This is a genomic window from Kitasatospora sp. NPDC093806, from assembly GCF_040683335.1.
GTDB lineage: Bacteria > Actinomycetota > Actinomycetes > Streptomycetales > Streptomycetaceae > Kitasatospora.
The window spans coordinates 23,539-40,910 of record NZ_JBFBDO010000021.1 but is presented as its reverse complement, the minus strand read 5'-3'; the positions used below and the strand labels follow the sequence as shown (position 1 = coordinate 40,910).

16 protein-coding genes are annotated in these 17,372 nt (G+C 75.4%); 5 read left to right on the top strand and 11 right to left on the bottom strand.

The genetic code is table 11. The annotated features are described in order from the left end of the window. The 3 genes from AB0N76_RS13675 to AB0N76_RS13665 form a co-directional block, all read right to left on the bottom strand. Positions 1-381: a hypothetical protein gene (locus tag AB0N76_RS13675; protein ID WP_363556528.1), complete on the bottom strand. Its 381-nt coding sequence runs from the start codon at positions 379-381 to the stop codon at positions 1-3. 213 nt (positions 382-594) lie between these two features. Continuing rightward, the gene (locus tag AB0N76_RS13670) at positions 595-1,668 is read right to left on the bottom strand and encodes a 2-oxoglutarate and iron-dependent oxygenase domain-containing protein (RefSeq protein ID WP_363556526.1); all 1,074 of its coding nucleotides are present in this window, start codon (positions 1,666-1,668) and stop codon (positions 595-597) included. 397 nt (positions 1,669-2,065) lie between these two features. Then, the gene (locus tag AB0N76_RS13665) at positions 2,066-2,833 is read right to left on the bottom strand and encodes a MerR family transcriptional regulator (RefSeq protein ID WP_363556524.1); all 768 of its coding nucleotides are present in this window, start codon (positions 2,831-2,833) and stop codon (positions 2,066-2,068) included. Between the two features lie 311 nt (positions 2,834-3,144). Here AB0N76_RS13665 and AB0N76_RS13660 point away from each other — a divergent pair, with 311 nt between their 5' ends. Further along, the gene (locus AB0N76_RS13660) at positions 3,145-3,654 is read left to right on the top strand and encodes an SgcJ/EcaC family oxidoreductase (protein WP_363556523.1); all 510 of its coding nucleotides are present in this window, start codon (positions 3,145-3,147) and stop codon (positions 3,652-3,654) included. 21 nt (positions 3,655-3,675) lie between these two features. Here the strand turns inward: AB0N76_RS13660 and AB0N76_RS13655 are convergent, their stop codons facing one another. Next, positions 3,676-5,136 (bottom strand): HAMP domain-containing sensor histidine kinase, encoded by a 1,461-nt coding sequence (locus tag AB0N76_RS13655; protein ID WP_363556521.1) that lies wholly within the window; start codon positions 5,134-5,136, stop codon positions 3,676-3,678. Next, positions 5,133-5,840, bottom strand: a complete 708-nt coding sequence (locus AB0N76_RS13650; protein ID WP_363556519.1) for a response regulator transcription factor — start codon at positions 5,838-5,840, stop codon at positions 5,133-5,135. The genes AB0N76_RS13655 and AB0N76_RS13650 overlap by 4 nt, the downstream gene beginning before the upstream one ends. Positions 5,841-5,971: 131 nt before the next feature. On the opposite strand from AB0N76_RS13650, the gene AB0N76_RS13645 reads away from it, so the two are divergent. Continuing rightward, a complete protein-coding gene (locus tag AB0N76_RS13645; RefSeq protein WP_363556517.1) occupies positions 5,972-6,970 on the top strand; it encodes an aminoglycoside phosphotransferase family protein in 999 nt (332 codons plus the stop codon). Between the two features lie 27 nt (positions 6,971-6,997). Here AB0N76_RS13645 and AB0N76_RS13640 read toward each other — a convergent pair whose 3' ends face one another. From AB0N76_RS13640 to AB0N76_RS13630, 3 genes are all read right to left on the bottom strand, one after another. Further along, positions 6,998-8,017, bottom strand: a complete 1,020-nt coding sequence (locus AB0N76_RS13640; RefSeq protein ID WP_363556515.1) for an acetamidase/formamidase family protein — start codon at positions 8,015-8,017, stop codon at positions 6,998-7,000. Then, complete coding sequence (locus AB0N76_RS13635; protein ID WP_363556513.1) at positions 8,014-9,462, bottom strand: APC family permease; 1,449 nt, start codon at positions 9,460-9,462, stop codon at positions 8,014-8,016. Before AB0N76_RS13635 ends, AB0N76_RS13640 begins: the two co-directional genes overlap by 4 nt. 109 nt (positions 9,463-9,571) lie before the next feature. Further along, positions 9,572-10,687: an ABC transporter substrate-binding protein gene (locus AB0N76_RS13630; protein ID WP_363556511.1), complete on the bottom strand. Its 1,116-nt coding sequence runs from the start codon at positions 10,685-10,687 to the stop codon at positions 9,572-9,574. Positions 10,688-10,758: 71 nt separating this feature from the next. On the opposite strand from AB0N76_RS13630, the gene AB0N76_RS13625 reads away from it, so the two are divergent. After that, positions 10,759-11,247 (top strand): MarR family transcriptional regulator, encoded by a 489-nt coding sequence (locus AB0N76_RS13625; RefSeq protein ID WP_363556509.1) that lies wholly within the window; start codon positions 10,759-10,761, stop codon positions 11,245-11,247. Between the two features lie 5 nt (positions 11,248-11,252). On the opposite strand, the gene AB0N76_RS13620 is transcribed toward AB0N76_RS13625, so the two are convergent. Together AB0N76_RS13620 and AB0N76_RS13615 are read right to left on the bottom strand one after the other, a co-directional pair. Further along, the gene (locus AB0N76_RS13620) at positions 11,253-11,594 is read right to left on the bottom strand and encodes a hypothetical protein (protein WP_363556507.1); all 342 of its coding nucleotides are present in this window, start codon (positions 11,592-11,594) and stop codon (positions 11,253-11,255) included. 34 nt (positions 11,595-11,628) lie between these two features. After that, positions 11,629-12,495 (bottom strand): oxygenase MpaB family protein, encoded by an 867-nt coding sequence (locus tag AB0N76_RS13615; protein ID WP_363556505.1) that lies wholly within the window; start codon positions 12,493-12,495, stop codon positions 11,629-11,631. 161 nt (positions 12,496-12,656) lie between these two features. On the opposite strand from AB0N76_RS13615, the gene AB0N76_RS13610 reads away from it, so the two are divergent. Continuing rightward, complete coding sequence (locus AB0N76_RS13610; RefSeq protein ID WP_363556503.1) at positions 12,657-13,514, top strand: class I SAM-dependent methyltransferase; 858 nt, start codon at positions 12,657-12,659, stop codon at positions 13,512-13,514. A 49-nt stretch (positions 13,515-13,563) separates the two neighbouring features. Here AB0N76_RS13610 and AB0N76_RS13605 read toward each other — a convergent pair whose 3' ends face one another. Continuing rightward, entirely contained in the window at positions 13,564-14,157 is a 594-nt protein-coding gene (locus tag AB0N76_RS13605) for a DinB family protein (protein WP_363556501.1), read from the bottom strand. 156 nt (positions 14,158-14,313) lie between these two features. Here AB0N76_RS13605 and AB0N76_RS13600 point away from each other — a divergent pair, with 156 nt between their 5' ends. Next, a complete protein-coding gene (locus AB0N76_RS13600; RefSeq protein ID WP_363556499.1) occupies positions 14,314-17,343 on the top strand; it encodes a BTAD domain-containing putative transcriptional regulator in 3,030 nt (1,009 codons plus the stop codon). Positions 17,344-17,372 lie beyond the last annotated feature (29 nt).

Genomic DNA, 17,372 nt, shown 5'->3' with positions numbered 1-17,372 from the left:
CTATTCGCCCTCGACCTGGCGCGGACCGTCGACGGAGCAGAACGCGCGGATCACCTCGGCGTCCTCGCGCTGCGTCCGGCCGTCGATCTCCAGGACTCCGCCGTCGGCGCGCTCGATCCGCAGCCGCCGGGCGGGGACCCGGGCCAGCCAGGTCTGGAGGACGGCAACGGCCAGTGAGCCGCCCCCGAACACCAGGGACAGGACCTCGGAGGCCCCCTTGGCGTGGGGGTCCGCGGACGCGGAAGCCGTCCTGCGCAGATCCGTCCCGACACCTTCGCCCTGGAGCGTTTCACGGAGCGATCGCAGGTCTCGGGCTTCCCGGAGCGGATCGTGGTCGAGCACCGAGACGGTGAGTGGTGCGGGCGCGTGCGGACTGGACAAGGTCCCCCCTCGTGCATGCCGTCTCCGGGGCAGGCCGGTGACGGTACGTGTTGATGCGGTGCACCCTACCGTCGGGGAACCGGGGGCGGGTCGGTTGCCTGGCAGGCATGGTCGGTACCCGACCTCATGGAGGTGCGCAGGGGCGCATGGTACGCGGCACGCGCCGCGCACCATGCGGTTGTCCGTGGGCCGCCTCGGGGCCGGTGCCGGGGATCAGGCGGCGAGGTCGGGGTGGTGGCGGCGGGTGACCTCGGGGTGGGCGCGGGTGTAGCCCTTCCACTCGTTGAAGCCGAAGTCGGCGTAGAGGGGGTTGGCCGGGTCCTGGGTGGCGCCGGGGGCGTGGTGGGCGAGCGGGAAGTCCAGCGGCTCGATGTGGGCGTCGAGGCGCGGGTTGTAGAAGAACGGGACGGAGAAGCGCTCGCGGGCGCCGGGCGGGCTGACCACGCGGTGGCTGGTGGCCTTGAGGTAGCCGTCGGTGGCGACCTCCAGGAGTTCGCCGAGGTTGACGACGAAGGCGCCCTCCATCGGCGGGACCTCCAGGAAGCTGCCGTCCGGGCGCTCCACCTGGAGGCCGCCGACGGTGTCCTGGAGGAGCAGGGTGATGAAGCCGTAGTCCTTGTGGGCGCCGACGCCCTGGCCGGCGCCGTCGGGCGCGGTGCCGGGGTAGCGGACCAGCTTCAGCCGCAGGTGCGGGTGGCCGGCGAAGGCGGGGTCGTAGAAGTCGGGGCGGGCGCCGATCGCGGTGAGGAGTTCGTGCAGCAGCCGGCGGGCGACGGCGCCGAGCCGGTCGATCCAGCCGAGGGCGGCGGTGCGCAGCTCCGGGAGCGCCGCGGGCCACTGGTTGGGGCCCTCCAGCCACCAGTACGGGGGCTCGCCGGGCGCCGGGACGTGCGGGGGCAGCTCGGCGCCGATGTCGAGCTGGTCGCGCCAGTCCTGGCTGCCGCCGGTGCGCTCGTCGCCGGTGCGGGTGTAGCCGCGGTAGTGCGGGGAGTTGAGGTTGGCGACGGCGTGGCGGTCGGCCTCGGGGAGGGCGAAGAAGGCCCGCATGGCCTCGGTGAGGGCGGTGGTCTCGGCCGGGGTGACGCCGTGGCCGACGAGCTGGAAGAAGCCGACGCCGGTGGCCGCGGCGCGGAGCTCGTCGTGCAGCCGGGTGCGGTCCGCCGGGCTGCCGTCGGCGAGCGAGAGGTCGATCACCGGGAGGGCGTCCAGGGGGCCGTCGGCGAGGCCGTCGGCGGGCGCCTCGGCGGGGGCGTCGGAGGGGGAGGTGGTGGGGTGCTGCTGCGTCATGGGTGACATCCGCTGGGTCTCGTCCCGGCCGGCTCCGGTGGTGACCGGGGATGCCGAGGCCGCGCCTGGTGCGGCGGTGTGCCCCGGGCCGGGAGGGGGGACGCGGCCGGCAGGGGCCGCGCTGAGGGTGGAAAGGTGCGAGGTTCAGCTGGAGCGTCGACAGGACATGCTGGTCACGCGGAGCAGGTCCACGTGGCGACGGCGAACGAGAATGGGCACGTCACCAGCCTAGATCAACCGTTCGGGTGGTGCGGACGGCGGTATGGCCCGGCCGGATGGCGGTGCGCGAATTGTCGCGTCCATGACGAGATGGTGCGCCCCCGGCGGCGCGCGGGCAAGTGCTCGGGCGGGCCGGGGGCGCGGGCGTGCGGTGGTGCGGGGTCTGCGGGCTAGTGGCTCAGGCCGTCGGGCCGCCCGCCGCGTACGCCTCGATCGCGTCCCGCTGGTACGCGGCCAGGCCCGGCGCGATCGACTCGTACGCCGCCCGCCACGGCGCGTTCGCCACGCAGGCGCGGCCCATCGCCCGGAACTCGGCGAGCGGGACCGGCTGGATCGCGGTCAGCGCCCGGTACTGCGCCTCGATCTCGGCCCGCACCGGCTCCGCGTCGGCGGGCAGCCCGGCGACCATGAGCTCGGCGAGCCGGATCATCAGCGCGGTGCGCTCGCGCTGCCCCGCCTCGACCTGCTCCGGGCTCAGTGCCGCCGTCGCCTGCTCGGCGGCCTCGGCCAGCTCGGGGAACTCGCGCAGCTCCTGCTCGTAGTCGGCGGCCCGGACCCCCTCGAACAGGTTCTCCGGTCGGTTGATCTCGGTCATCGGTGTGCCGTCCTTCCTGGATCGCTCCAGATCGGTGATCGTGCGGGCGACGGTCCCGGCCAGCTCGTCGAGCCGGTCGCGTTCGGCCAGCAGCCGGCGGTGGTGGCCGCGCAGTGCCTCCAGCTCGTCGACCTGGGTGGCCAGGACGCGGCCGATCTCGGACAGCCCCAGCCCCAGCGCCCGCAGTACGAGGATCTGCTGGAGTCGCAGCAACTCCCTCTCCTCGTAGTAGCGGTGGCCGTTGGAGCCGATCCGGGCGGGTGGCAGCAGCTCGATCTCGTCGTAGTGCCGCAGGGTCCGCGCCGTGACGCCGGACATCCGGGCGACCTCCGCGATCGGCCAGGCAGTCATCCGGTCTCCCTCACGTACCTCACCGGGCCGGTCCCTCCGGCCCTGAACAGGACGGTAGGGGCTGCCGCAGCGGCAACCTCAAGTCCTGCGGACGGTCCCTTCCGCGGGCCCGGTCCGGTGGACGCCGGCGGCCGTCCGGCGGACACCGGCGACGGTCCGGTGGACACCCGTTCGGCCGACGCGCCCCGCCCGGGGTCGTTTTGGGCGAGCCTTGTCCGCGCCTTGGCCGTGCGCTGTACGGGCGCTAACCCGTCCCTCGCGAGAGTGATCCCACAACCGACACAGTCGACTCTCCCGAGCAGGAGCCCCCGATGAACCGTAAGATCCGCACCCGCGTCGCGATCGGCGCGGCCGCCGCCGTCGCCGCCGTGGGCACGTTCACCGCCGGCGTCGGCGTCGCCCAGGCCGGCGACCAGCAGAGCCGCAAGGGCAAGGTCACCGAGCGTGAGATCGCCGGCCTCTTCGACCAGTGGAACGCGGCGCTGCAGACCGGCGACCCGGAGAAGGTCACCGAGCGTTACGCCGAGGACGCGGTGCTGCTGCCGACCGCCTCGCCGAAGATCCGCACCAACCACGCCGAGATCGAGGACTACTTCGAGCACTTCCTGCTGAAGAAGCCGCGCGGCGAGAAGGTCCGCTCGGTGATCACCATCCTGGACGGCAACTCGGCGATCGACGCGGGCCTCTACCGCTTCCACCTCACCGACCCGAAGACCGGCGTGACCAAGCCGCTCGACGCCCGCTACACGTACGAGTACGAGAAGCGCAACGGCAAGTGGCTGATCGTGAACCACCACTCCTCGGTGCTCCCCGCCGAGTAGCCCGGCGGGTACCGGAACGGCTCAGCGGCCGCCGGCCGAGCGCGGGCCGGCGGGCTTCGCCCCGCCCGCCCGCGGCCCGAGGCGCAGGCCGATCCGGACGGCCAGCCCGCCCCCGGGCGCGTCGTGCAGCGCGACCGTCCCGCCGTCGTCCGTCACCAGCTGCTTGACGACGGCGAGCCCGAGCCCCGAACCGGTCCGGCCGGTGAGCCCCTGGCCGCGCCAGAACCGGTCGAAGGCCCGGGACTGCTCGGCCGCGGACATGCCCGGCCCCTGGTCGAGCACCTCCAGCACCACCTCGCCCCCGTCGCCGCCGGCCGATCCGCCGGACCCGCCGCCCGGCCAGCCGGGCGCGGCGACCCGCACGGTGATCGTGCCGTCGTCCGGGGACACCTCCAGGGCGTTGGAGAGCACGTTGTCCAGCACCTGGTCCAGGTTGCCGGGCCCGGCCAGCACGTGCAGCCGCTCGTCGGCGTCCCAGTCGAGCCGGATCGCCACCCGGCGTTCCTCGCCGGCCGGCCGCCAGACGGCCAGCCGTTCCTCGACCAGCTCGCGCAGCGCGAGCGGTTCGGGCGCCGACACCTTGGCCTCCGCCCGGGCCAGCACCAGCAGCCCGCTGACCAGCCGGCTCATCCGGACCACCTCGGCGGTGGCCTGTTCCACGTCCTCGCGGACGAACTCGTCGTCGACGCCGTCGGCGATGTTGTCGAGGGACAGGCGCAGCGCGGTCAGCGGGGTGCGCAGCTGGTGTGAGGCGTCCGCGACGAAGATCCGCTGCGAGGCGACCAGGGTGTCGAGCCGCTCGGCGCCCTGGTTCAGCGTGCGGGCCAGGGTGCGGGTCTCCTGCGGGCCGGTGACGGGGGAGCGGGCGGTGAGGTCCCCGTCGCCGAACTTGCTGGCCATGTCGTTGAGCTGGCGCAGCGGCTTGGTCAGCAGCCGGGCGACGATCGCGCCAAGCCCGGCGGCGACCGCCAGCACGCCGATGGCGAGGACCGCCCGGAAGCCCCAGATCCGCCAGAGCCGGTCGCTCAGGTCGGCGGTGGCGTAGCGGATCCGGACCGCGCCGACGATCTTCGACTCGTCCGCCCGGGCCCGGGCCGGCACGGTCACCACCAGCTCCCGGCCCCAGACCAGCCGGGAACCCCAGTCCGCGGTGGCCTTCCCGGAGCGCAGCGCCTCGGCGAACGCCCGGTCGTCCGGGTGCGCGGGCAGCGGCAGCGGCGGGACGGCGGTGCCGTCGGCGGCGACCACCTCCACGGTGCCGGGCGTCTCGTCCGCGTACGCCCCGGCGACCCGGGCCAGCGCCGCCCGGGCGGGCGCGTCGCCGTCGCCGAGCAGCAGCGCCATCGTGGTCGCCTCGCGGCGCACCGACTCCTCGGTGTCGCCGCGCAGCTGCGCGGTGAGCGTGAACGCCACCGGGACGGTGAACGCCGCCAGCGCGACGCCGACCAGCAGGACGTAGCTGACGATCAGCCGCCGGATCACGGCGTCGGCCCGGGGGCCGGGTCACCCGTCCGGTCCGCTTCACCCACGACCAGCCGGAACCCCACCCCGCGCACCGCCTCGATCGCCACCGCGCCCGCGAGCTTGCGCCGCAGCGCCGCCACGTGCACGTCCAGTGTCTTGGTCGGCCCGAACCAGTTGGCGTCCCAGACCGCCTCCATGATCTGCTCGCGCGACATCAGCGCGTCCGGCTCCTCGGTGAGGAACGCCAGCAGGTCGTACTCCTTCGGGGTGAGCGCCACCTCGGCGCCGTCCAGCCGCACCCGGGCGGCCTTCCGGTCGATGGTGAGCCGCGGGCCGTACCGGTCCGGGCCGCTCTGCTCCTGCGCCTTCGGCTGCACCCGCCGCATCACCGCCCGGATCCGGGCGATCACCTCGCGGACCCCGAACGGCTTGGACACGTAGTCGTCGGCGCCGATCTCCAGCCCGACCACCCGGTCGGTCTCGTCGCTGCGTGCGCTGATCACGATGATCGGCACGTCGCCGCGCCGCCGCAGGGCGCGGCAGACGTCCAGGCCGTCGGTGTCCGGCAGCCCGAGGTCCAGCAACACCAGGTCGTAGGGGTCGGCGACGGCCAGCGCGGCCGTCCCGGTGGTCACCCACTCCACCGCGAAGCCGTACCGGATCAGCCCGCGCCGCAGCGACTCCGCGACCGGCTCGTCGTCCTCCACCAGCAATACACGCACGAGGCGAACCCTAGTGACCCGCCCGCCCGCGCCGGTAACCGGGACCGAACCGACCGCCCGGACGGTCGTCCCGGGGCGCCCGTCCGGTAATCCACGCGCGCCGGGCCCCACCCCGCACTACCCTCGCCGTCGTGAAGACGCCACCGGACGACCTCGACGCCTTACTGCTGCGCACCGGCCTCCACACCTTCGGCATCGACACCGACGGCGACGGCGAGGTGTACGCGCCGGTCGGCTACGGCGACCACCACTGGACGGTGACCGGCGCCGACGGCCGCCGCTGGTTCGCCACCGTCGCCGACCTCGCGCACAAGAGCCACTGCGGCCCCGAACCGGAGTCCGCCCACACCGGCCTGCGCGCCGCGATGGCCACCGCCCGCGCCCTGCGCGACCTCGGCCTCGACCTCGTCGTCGCCCCCGAGCCCACCCCCGGCGGCGAGACGGTGCTCCGCCTCACCGACCGGTACGCGCTCAGCGTCTTCCCGCACACCGACGGCGCCACCGGCCACTTCGGCGAGCCGCTCGCCCCGGCCGACCGGGCCCGCCTGGTCGACGCCCTGGCCCGGCTGCACCGGGCGCCCGCCCCGTCCACCGCCCCGCGCCGCCGACCGGACCTCTCCGCCCGGCCCCGCCTGGACGCCGCCCTCGCGGACACCGGCCGGCCGTGGACGGCGGGCCCGTACGCCGAACGGGCCCGCGCCCTGACCGCCGAGCACGGCACCGCCCTGCGCCGGGCCCTGCACCGCTTCGACCGCCTGGCCGCCGCCCTCGACGACGGCCCGGCCGCCGGCCCGCTGGTCGTCACCCACGGCGAACCGCACCCCGGCAACCTGCTGCGCCCGCCCGGCCGCGTCCTGCTCGTCGACTGGGACACCGTCGGCCTGGCCGCCCCCGAACGCGACCTGTGGCTCACCGGCGCCGACGAAGCGGACCTGGCCCGCTACGCCGACGCCACCGGCCACACCCCCCGCCCGGCCGCCCTCGCCCTCTACCGCCTCCGCTGGGCCCTGGAGGACGTCGACGCCTACCTCCACTGGTTCCGCTCCCCGCACACCGCCACCGCCGACGCCCACGACTCCTGGACCGCCCTCTCCGGCACCCTCACCGCCCTGGCCACCGACCCCACCTGACCGGCTGGCCGGTTGGAACCCCCGGGGTCAGCGGTGGTGGAGGTAGGTGGCGGCGGTCTGCCTGAGGCGGGTGTGGAGGCCGTCGTAGGCGGGGGTGCGGCCGAGGGCGGACTTGGGGAGTTTGGCGACCATCGTGTAGTTGGTGTCGCACACGTTGGCGGCCGGGGCCAGGCCGGCCTGGCTGACGAGTTGGTAGGCGTCCAGGGTGTCGAGGCCGGTCAGTTCGCCGGTCCAGGTGACCAGGTCGTGCTGGCTGATCCGGAAGGCGTCCTCCAGGGGGCGGGCCGAGCCGGTGGAGATCAGGTGGTGGTCGTCCTCCAGGCGGGGCCAGGCGGGGCCGCCGCCCTTGATCAGGTCGATCACCACGGTGGTGCGCATCGCCGTCTCGACGGCCGTCCCGCACACCTCGCCCTCGCCCTGGCGGGCGTGGCCGTCGCCGATGGCGAGCAGGCCGCCGGGGACGTTGACGCGGAAGTAGGCGGTGGTGCCGGCGCGCATCTCGGGGGTGTCGAGGTTGCCGCCGTGCGCGCCGGGGGTGATGGACATCAGGGTCTCGCCGCCGGCCGGGGCGACGCCGACCGTGCCGTGCATCGGGTCCAGCGGCAGGTCGGCGGTGAAGTCGCTGGTGCGGGCCCGGAACCGGCAGAGTCCGGCGGCCGCGTCGAGTTCGTACACCCAGACCCGCTCCTCCAGCGGGGCGTGCAGCATCGCCGTGGTGTGGGTCGCGGTGAGCGCCCCGAAGTGCGGGAAGGTGCTGGAGATGCCCCAGTCGCGGGCCGGGGTGATCTCGACGAAGTGCACCGCCAGGGTGTCGCCCGGTTCGGCGCCGGCCACCGCGATCGGGCCGGTGACCGGGTTGAGGTAGGGGAAGACGCAGACCTCGCTCGGCAGGTCGGCGATGCCGCGCACCCGCCCGCCGAAGCAGTCCTCGGTGGTCAGTTCGACGATGGTGCCCGGCTTGACGGTCACCAGCGGTTCGCGGCCGCCGAAGGTGTAGGCGTACTCGTCGGGGGCGGGGGAGAGGGTGACGAGTTCGGGGAGGCTCACTGGTGCTCCTTGCTGGTGGGGGAGTCGGTGGCGGTGGCGGAGTCGGCGACGGGGGCGGGTTCGGCGTCGGTGACGGCGAGGTGGGGGCGGCGGCCGGCCAGGGTCAGGCCGGCCAGGACCAGTCCGCCGACCGCCAGCCAGACGAAGCCGAGCCGCTGGGCGGCGATGTCCGCGTTCACCACCACGTACCCGAGGATCGCGAAGCCGAGGACGGGTGCGACCAGGTGCCGCCACCAGTCGCGGCTGCGGCGGCGGATCAGATGGTGCACCACCACGGACACGTGCAGGACGAGGAAGGTGGTCAGCGCGCCGAAGTTCACCAGGGTGGAGAGCAGCGTGATGCCGTCCTCGCGCGAGGCGGTGTAGAGGCCGAGGACCAGCGACACGCCGGCCGTCAGCAGGGTGGCGTTCACCGGGACGCGGTGCCGCGGGTGGACCTTGGCGAGGAACGCGGGCAGCTGCCGGTCCCGCGCCATCGCGTACAGCAGCCGCGAGGTGGCCGCCTGGGCGACCAGCGAGTTGGCGAACCCCCAGGCCACGGCGGTCGCGGCGGCGGTGACGGTGGCGAGCCAGCCGCCGGCGGCGACCCGCGCGGCGTCGTAGAACGCGGTGCCGTCCGGGTCCCCCTGGGCGATCAGCGCGGCCGGGTCCGGGACGAGCAGGGAGGCGATCCAGGTCTGCGCGATGAACAGCGAACCGGCCAGCAGCAGCGCGGCGATCATCGAGCGGCCGATCGCCTTCGTCGAGTCGCGGTTCTCCTCGGAGAGGGTGGAGATGCCGTCGAAGCCGAGGAAGCTCAGCACCGCCACCGACACCGCGCCGAACACCAGGCTCCAGGAGAAGGTCTGCCCGTTGTAGACCGGCGTGAAGTCGAAGCCCCGCCCCTTGCCGGCCGCCAGCGCCGCCAGCCCGAAGCCGATGAAGACCAGCAGCACCACCAACTCGCCCACCAGCATGGCCTTGTTGACCTTCGAGGTCATCTCGACGCCCAGGTAGTTGACGGCGGTGTTGAGCAGCACGAAGCCGACCAGCCAGAGCCACACCGGCACCGCGGGCACCAGCGAGTTCATCGCCACCCCGGCGATCAGGTACAGCAGTCCGGGCACCAGCACGTAGTCCAGCAGGATCATCCAGCCGGCCAGGAACCCGACCGGCGCGGCGATCCCGCGCCCGGCGTAGGTGTACACCGAGCCGGCCATCGGGAAGGCCCGCGACATCTGCGCGTAGGAGAGGGCGGTGAACATCATCGCCACCATCCCGAGGACGTAGGCCAGGGCGACCATGCCGCCGGAGCCCTGGAACACGCTGCCGAAGATGCCGAACGGCGCGATCGGCACCATGAAGACCAGGCCGTAGACCAGCAGGTCGGTGAAGCGGAGGGAGCGGCGCAGCTCCTGTCTGTAGCCGTAGCTCTCGATGCTCCGGGACGCGGGTGCTTCGGACATGGGGGGCTCTCTTCCGTGACGACCCAGGGGTGGTGGGGGAGACAGTAGGGCCAGTTATTTCCAAATGGAAGGGTTTTCGCCCGGTCGGGCCAGGGGTCGCAAGGCGACGTCACGGCAGGACGGTGAACCCCAGCCCCTCCGCCCGCGCCAGGTGCACCCCCTCCCGGGCCGGCCCCAGCGGCGCCCGCGCCCACGCCCGCCGCACCGCCGCGCCCTCCCCGTGCAGCAGCCGCGCCGCCGCGAGCGCCAGCCCGTCGCCCGCCATCAGTTCCCCGCCCGCCGCCAGCGCCGCCACCAGGTGCAGCCCGTCGTACAGGCCGACCGCGTACGCGTCCAGCACCGGCGCGTACGGCCCGAACACCGCCCGGTGCCGCTCCGCCAGCCGCACCCGCCGCTCCTCCGCCAGGCTGGTGAACGAGGGCATCGCCGCGTACAGCGTGCCGGTCGCGTCCCCGCCGTACGCGAGCAGGCTGTTCTCCTCCAGCGCGCCGGACAGCCGCACCAGTCGGCGGTCCAGGCCACTGCGGCGCAGCGCCCGGTTGAACCGCACCAGGTCGGCGCCGATCAGGCTCAGCAGCAGCGCGTCCGCCCGCTCCGCCCGCAGCGCGTCCAGCAGCGGCTCCAGCGCGCGCTCCGCCGTCCCGAACGGCAGGTGCCGCTCCAGCACCACCCGCGCCCCGGCCCGGGCGACCGCCGCCCCGGCCGCCCGGTGCACCGCGCGCGGCCAGATGTAGTCGTTGCCGACCAGCGCCCACCGGCGCAACCGGTGGCGCGCGGTCAGCCGCTCCACCACCCCGTCCAGCTGCCGCACCGGGTCCACGCCGGTGCAGACCACCCCCGGCAGCCGGCCGCCGCCCTCGTGCGGCGGGGTGAACACGTACGCGGCCCGCCCGGTGGTCACCGCCTCCACGGCCCGGTGCACGTCACTGGAGTGGCAGCCCGCCACCGCGTCCACCGCCCCGGCGTCCAGCAGCAGCGCCACCTCCCGGGCCACCGCCCCGGGCGCGCCGCCGCCGTCCACCAGCACCAGTTCCAGCGGCCGCCCGCGCACGCCGCCGCCCGCGTTCACCTCGTGCGCGGCCAGCAGCGCCCCGTCCAGCGCCGACGGTCCGGTCAGCCCCAGCGGGCCGGACTGCGGCACGACCAGGCCCACCCGCAGCGCCGCCGCCTCCCGGGGGAGGTGCAGCGCGTCGAGCGGCTCCAGCAGCTTCACCTCGGCGCTCATGGGTTGCGAGTATCGTCATGGCAGCCGGTTCCGGCCAAGCGACGGGGACGACGGGGACGACGGAGAACGACATGACAGCAGCGACCACTGCCCCCGACGCCACTGCCCGCGACGCCGCCGCCCTCGATCGGCCCGCCCCCGATGCCGTGGCGGTCCCGCTCGACCAGCCGCTCCTGATCGAGCTCCTCACCCTCGCCCAGCGCCGCCTGGCCCGCGACCTCGCCGCCCGGCTGGAGGCGGAGGGCTGCACCCTCGACCAGTGGCGGGTCATGCGCGCCCTCACCGACGACGCCGGCCGCTCGATGGGCGAACTCGCTCAGGCCCTGCTCATCCCGCAGGCCAGCCTGAGCCGCCTGGTCGACGCGCTCACCGAGGCCGGCTGGGTCTACCGCCGCCAGGACGAGCACGACCGCCGCCGGATCACCGCCCACCTCTCGCGCCGCGGCCACACCCGGCTCGCCCGCCTGGACGCCCTCGCCGCCGCCCACGACAGCGCCGTCCGCACGGCCTGCGGCGCGCCCGACCCGGGGCCGCTGCTCCGCAACCTCATCGAGGCGTAGCCACCTCATCGAGGCGTGGCGACCGCCCCGGGGACCGGCCGCGCCCGGCGCGAACGGAGCACCGCGACGGCCGCGACCGCCGTCGTCACCAGCAGGCCGTGGAACAGGGCCAGGGCCCAGGCGGGCGCCGTCGACACCGTCCCGCGCGCGTGTTCGCACACCGTGTCCGGCGGGAACCAGCCGCTCCGGACGCCCAGCAGTCGGCCGTACTCGGGGACGTAGTACTCCTGCGAGCAGAGCTGGTCGAACTCCAGCATCCGGATCCCCAGCCACCCGTACACCAGCAGCGCCAGCAGCGGTGCGAAGCACACCGCCACCTCGGCCCAGATCCGTCTCCGCCTCACCATCGCCCCAGCCTAAGCGGCCCGGGCGGGGTGCCGGTCAGCCCTTGCCGTGCGGGAACGGGCAGCCGCCGCCGCTGCCGCCGTCCTTGGCCGGGAAGGTCCCCAGGTCGCCGATCCGGTAGCCGAACGGGAAGCCGGGGTAGCTGCGCACCTGCCAGCCGTCCCGGGCCAGCTGCGGCCTGCGGCGCGGCGGGAGGAGGCGGACGGCGCGCCCGCGCAGCCACATGCCGGTGCGCACGGCGCGCCGGACCGCGGCCGGCGGGGCCGGGTAGCCGAAGGCCTCGCGCAGCGGGTCGTCCAGCAGGCAGATCGAGGAGAGCCGCATCGACGGCCGCAGCGGCACCGGGTACCAGGAGGCCATCAGGCCGAGGGTGGAGTCCGAGACCTCGCGGCCGCCCTCGTCGAAGGCGAAGTGCTCGCGCTCGTAGTCGTCGAGCAGCTGCTCGAACTCCTCGAAGGTCTCCGGGATGTCGGTGATGCCCATGTGCCGGCCGAGCTCGCGGTAGTAGTTGACGGTGGCCCGGATCTCGTGCGGGGAGAGGCGGCGCCACCCGTAGTCGTCCAGCCAGCGCTTGGGGGTGACGACGAAGGTGGCCAGCACGTACCGGTAGTCGTCGTTGGAGATGTCGTACCGGCGGTGCATCTGGTTCATCCGGCGGATCGCCTCGCGGCCGCGCGTCGAGTCGAAGCCGTGCTCGACCACCGCCTCCAGGATCAGCACGGTGTCGTCGTACCGCTTCTGGGTGCGGTGGCGGAACTCGCCGGTCTCCGCGAGCAGCCGGCCGACGCTGGGGACGGCGTAGGTGCGGTAGAGCGCGAAGCTGAGCGACTGGACGTAGTCCCAGGGGAACTCGTACCAACTGCTGATCCGGTAGATCTCGGTGAACTCGGTCTCCGGGTCCATGCGCTGAATTCTTTTCAGCCAGTCGTATCGCTGCACGGTTCCCGACCCTAGGCGGCTGGTCAGGGCCGGGTCAACGCGGCCTCCCCGCGCGGCCGGTGACGCGTGTCCGCCCACGGCGATCAGCCGCCTGAACCGCCCTCCGGAGGGGCAGGCTCCGCACCATGACGACACCCGCCCCCGCCGTCCCCGCCGTCCCGACCGCCCCGGCCCGCCCCGACTTCTCCGGCGACGTGGCCGCCTACTACGCCGAGCACCGCCGCGGCTACCCGCCGCCCGTCCTCGACGCCCTGCGCGACACCTTCGCCCTCGACGCCCACCCCGGCATCGGCGACCTCGCCCTCGACCTCGGCTGCGGCACCGGCCAGCTCGCCCTCCCGCTCGCCGCCCACGTCCGCACCGTCCTCGGCCTGGACCCCGAACCGGACATGCTCCGCGAGGCCCGGGCCGCCGCCGACCGCGCGGGCGTCCGCAACGCGCTCTGGCTCCTGGGCACCGACGCGGACGTCCCCGCCCTCGCCGCCCTGCTGCCCGGCGGCCGCCCGCTCGCCCTCACCGTGATCGGCAACGCCATCCACTGGATGCGCCCCGAGGAGCTGTTCCGCGCCCTCCACCCGCTCACCCGGCCGGGCGGCGGCGTCGCGGTGATCGCCAACGGCACCCCGGTCTGGTCCCAGGACACCGACTGGTCACGCGCCCTGCGGGCCGCCCTGACGGCGCACTTCGGCCGCCCGGTCAGCGCCTCCTGCGGCACCGCGGCCGCCGAACGCGACCGCTACGCCGGGGCGTTGACCGCCGCCGGGTTCACGGACGTCCGGGAGACCGTGCTCGCGTACGAGGACGTCCTGACCCCCGAACGGCTGCTCGGCACCGTCTACTCCGCGATCCCCGCCCCCGAACTGCCCGCCCCGGCCGACCGCCCCGCCTTCGCCGCCCGCCTGCTCGCCGCCCTCCCCGAACCGCCCACCCCCGCCGGGTACCCGGAGCACGTCCGGGTCTCCCTGCTCACCGGCCGGGTGTGAGCGGGCGGGTGGGGGCGGACCGAGCCGCCGCCCCCACCCGCCCCCGCCGCTACGCCCCGCCCTCCGCCGCCGCCCGGGCCGCCCGCTCGACCCGGGCGCGGTGCCCGGCCCACCAGGCCGCGTCGCCGGGCGGCGTGTTCTCCCCGCCCCGCCGCTGCCCGACCACCCCGTCCACCAGCTCGCGGACGACGTCGGCGTGCCCCGCGTGCCGCTGGGTCTCGGCGGTCATGTGGACCAGGCTGTGGTGCAGCGTCACCTCGCTGCGGTTGCCCCACGGCACCCGGCCGACGGCGTCCAGCGGCAGCCCGTCGATCGTCTCGTCGGCGTGCGCGCAGGCCGCCCGGTACAGCCCGACGATGTGCTCCCGGCTCTCCTCCGGGGTCGCCCAGAAGTCGGAGTTCGGCTCGGTCTCCCCGACGATCCACGGCCGGGGCGCGTCGAACGGCCGCCCGAAGGTCTCGCCGAAGTACAGCGCCTCGGCCGCCGTCGCGTGCTTGACCAGTCCCAGCAGATTGGTTCCGGTCGGAGTCAGCGGGCGGCGGACGTCGTACTCGGAGAGCCCTTCGAGCTTCCACAACAGGGCGTCCCGGGCGTCCCGCAGATAGGTGAGCAGGTCCTTCTTGAAGTGATCGGTCCCAGTCATGCCGGTCAGTCTGCCTCCGCCGCCCGCTCCGCTCACCGCGTTTTCCCGCCACGGGGTCCCCCGGGCCGCCTCCCGCCGTCTGACCAGGGGGAACGGCGATGGTTATCATGCGGACGGGGGAGTTTTTCCGCACGGGGGACACGGGGGAGTAGGCGAGTGGACCAGGAGGACTGGCCGAGCGGACTGCGGTTCGAGGTGCTCGGGCCGGTGCGCGCGCGGCGGGACGGGGTCGAGCTGTCGCTCGGCCCGCCGCAGCAGCAGGGGCTGCTGCTCGCCCTGCTGTTCCGGGCGGGCCGCCAGGTGTCCGGCCCCCAGCTGATCGACGACCTGTGGGGCGAGGAGCCCCCGGCCAGCGCCCACGGCGTCATCCGGACGTACGTGCACCGGCTGCGCCGGATCCTCGGGCCCGACGTGCTGTCCTCGCTCGGCGGCGGCTACCTGTTCGTCGCCGATCGGGAGAGCCTCGACACCGTGCGCAGCGAGGCGCTGCTGGCCCGGGCCCGGTCGCTGCGCGCGGAGGGCGACCACGCCGAGGCGGCCGCCGTCCTGCGGTCGGCGCTCGCGCTCTGGCGGGGCGAGCCGATGTCCGGGGTGCCCGGCCCCTACGTGCAGCGCCAGCGCCGGGAGTGGACGGAGCGCCGGCTCGCCGTGCTGGAGGCGCGGCTGGAGGCGGAGATCGACGGCGGCCGGTGGGCCGAGTCGGTCGCCGAGCTGGGGGCCCTGGTCGAGGAGCACCCGCTGCGCGAGCGCCTCTCCGAGCTGCTGATGCTCTCGCTGTACCGCTCCGGACGGCAGGCGGACGCGCTGGAGGAGTACCGGGCGGCGGACCGCCGGCTGCGCGCCGAACTGGGCGTCGCGCCCGGCCCGGGGCTGCGCGACCTGCACGCCCGGATCCTCGCGGCGGACGAGAGCCTGACGGCGCCGGCCGGCCGGGTGGTCGCGCCCGCGGTCGCCGTCCCCGCCGCGTCCGCCGCCGCGTCCACCGCCGCGCCCGCTTCGCCGACCGGCCCCGTCCCGGTGGTCGGCCTGGATCCGTCGAGCATCCTCAAGCCCGACCAACTGCCCGCCGCCGTCGTCGACTTCACCGGCCGCTCGGCGGAGGCCGAGGCGCTGCGGGCGGCCCTGCGGGAACCGGCCAGCGTGCCCGTGGCGGCGGTCGCGGGCATGGGCGGGGTCGGCAAGACCGCGCTCGCCGTGCACGTCGCGCACGGCCTGGCCGACGAGTTCCCGGACGGCCGGCTCTACCTCGACCTGCACGGCGCGGACGGCCGCCCGACCCGCCCCGAGGAGGCGCTGGCGGTCTTCCTGCGCTCGTTCGGCGTCCCGGGCGAGGCGATTCCGGCGGACCCCGCCGAACGGGCCGCCCGCTACCGGTCGTTGCTCGCCGGGCGGCGGGTCCTCGTGCTGCTCGACAACGCGCGCGACGCCGAGCAGGTCCGGCCGCTGCTCCCCGGCAGCCCGGGGTGCGCCGTCCTGCTCACCAGCCGGACCCGGATCGGCACGCTGCCCAACGCCCGTTTCGTCGAACTGCCGGTGCTGCGCGCCGAGGAGGCGGTCACCCTGCTGACCCGGGTGGTCGGTTCCGAACGGGTGGCGGGCGAGGGCGCGGCGGCCCGCGAACTCGTCCGGCTCTGCGGGAAACTGCCGCTGGCGGTGCGGATCCTCGCGGCCCGGCTGGCCTGCCGCCCGGGCTGGACGGTCGCCCGGCTGGTGGAGCAACTGGGCGGCGACCGCTACCGGTTGGACGCGCTGCGCAGCGGGGACCTCACCGTCGAGTCCTCGTTCCGCTTCGGCTTCGACCAGCTGGACGCCGAACAGGCCCGCGCCTTCCGCCTGTTGGCCGTCCCGGAGGTGCCGGACCTGTCGTCCGCCGAGGTCGCGGTCGTGCTGGACCGGCCGTCGGCGGTGGCCGAGGGCCTGGCGGAGTCCCTGGTGGACTGCTCGATGCTGGAGGCCTCGGCGCACGCCGACCGCTACCGCTACCACGATCTGCTGCGGGCCTTCGCCCAGCGGGTGGACCACGACGGCGGCGGGGGCCACGACGCGCAGCGCGCGGCCGCGCTGAGCCGGCTGGTGGACCACCACCACGCGCGGGTGGCGGCCGTGACCGCGGCGGGCGGCGCGGTCGGCGCGCCCGTCGGGGACTACGTCGCCGTCGGGGCGCTGGTGAGCCAGTGCGCGAAGCTCCCCGGCGGCTCCGCGGGGGCGGCGCCCGGCCTCGACCGGCTCTCCGAACTCCTGCTCGGCGTCTGCCTGGTGGCGGACTCCGGCCGCGCCACCCGGCCGCTCGGCCACGCCGCCAACGCCCTGCTGCGGGTCGCCCTGGAGCGGGGCGACCGGGTCGCCGAGGCCAGGGTGCGCCTGGTGCTCGGCCGGCTGCTGGCCGAGGTCGGCTCCGCGTCCTCGGCCCTCGCCGAGCTGCTCCGGGCCCGTGACCTGTGCACCACCCACGGGCTGCCGCAGTCGCTGCTGGCGCGCGTCCACGGTTCGCTCGCCGCCTGTTTCGTCCAGCTCGGGCGTCCGGAGGAGGCGGTGGCCGGGTTCTCGGCCGCGGTCGCGGTCTGGCAGCGGGTCGGCGACCGGCGGGCGCTGGCCGCCGAACTGCTGGAGCTGGCCGGGGCGTTCGCCCGGCAGGGCCGGTTCGACGCGGCGGGCCGGGTGGTCGACCAGGCGTTGCTGGTCAGCCATGAACTGGCCGACCGCGAACTGGAGGCGCTGGCCCGGGACGCGCTCGGCTCGATCGCCCGGGATCGCGGCGACCACGACCGGGCGGCCGCCCACTGGCGGGCCGCGCTGGACCTGACCGGGTCGCACGACCACCGGCGGACCGGCCGGATCCTGCTGCGGCTCGGCGAGTCGCTGCGCGCGGCCGGGCGCGGTGCGGAGGCGGTCGCGGTGGCGGCGCGCGCGATCGAGGCGATGACCCTGGACGGCGACCAGCGCGGCCGCGGCCTGGCGCTGGCCGCGCTCGGCGACGCCTTGGCAGGCCACCGCCCGGACGGCGACCCGGAGCACGGCCCGGGGCGGCCCAAGCACCTGACCCGGGCCCGGGCCTGCTGGGCCGAGGCACACGACATCCTGGCCCCGATGGGCTCCCCCGAGGCCGAGCGCCTGGTCGCGCTGCTCGGCCAGGACCACCCGGCCGGGCCGCCCCGCAAGGTCTGGCCCTCCTGGCTCCCGGCCTGAGCCGGGGCCCCGGGGGGACGACCCCCGGG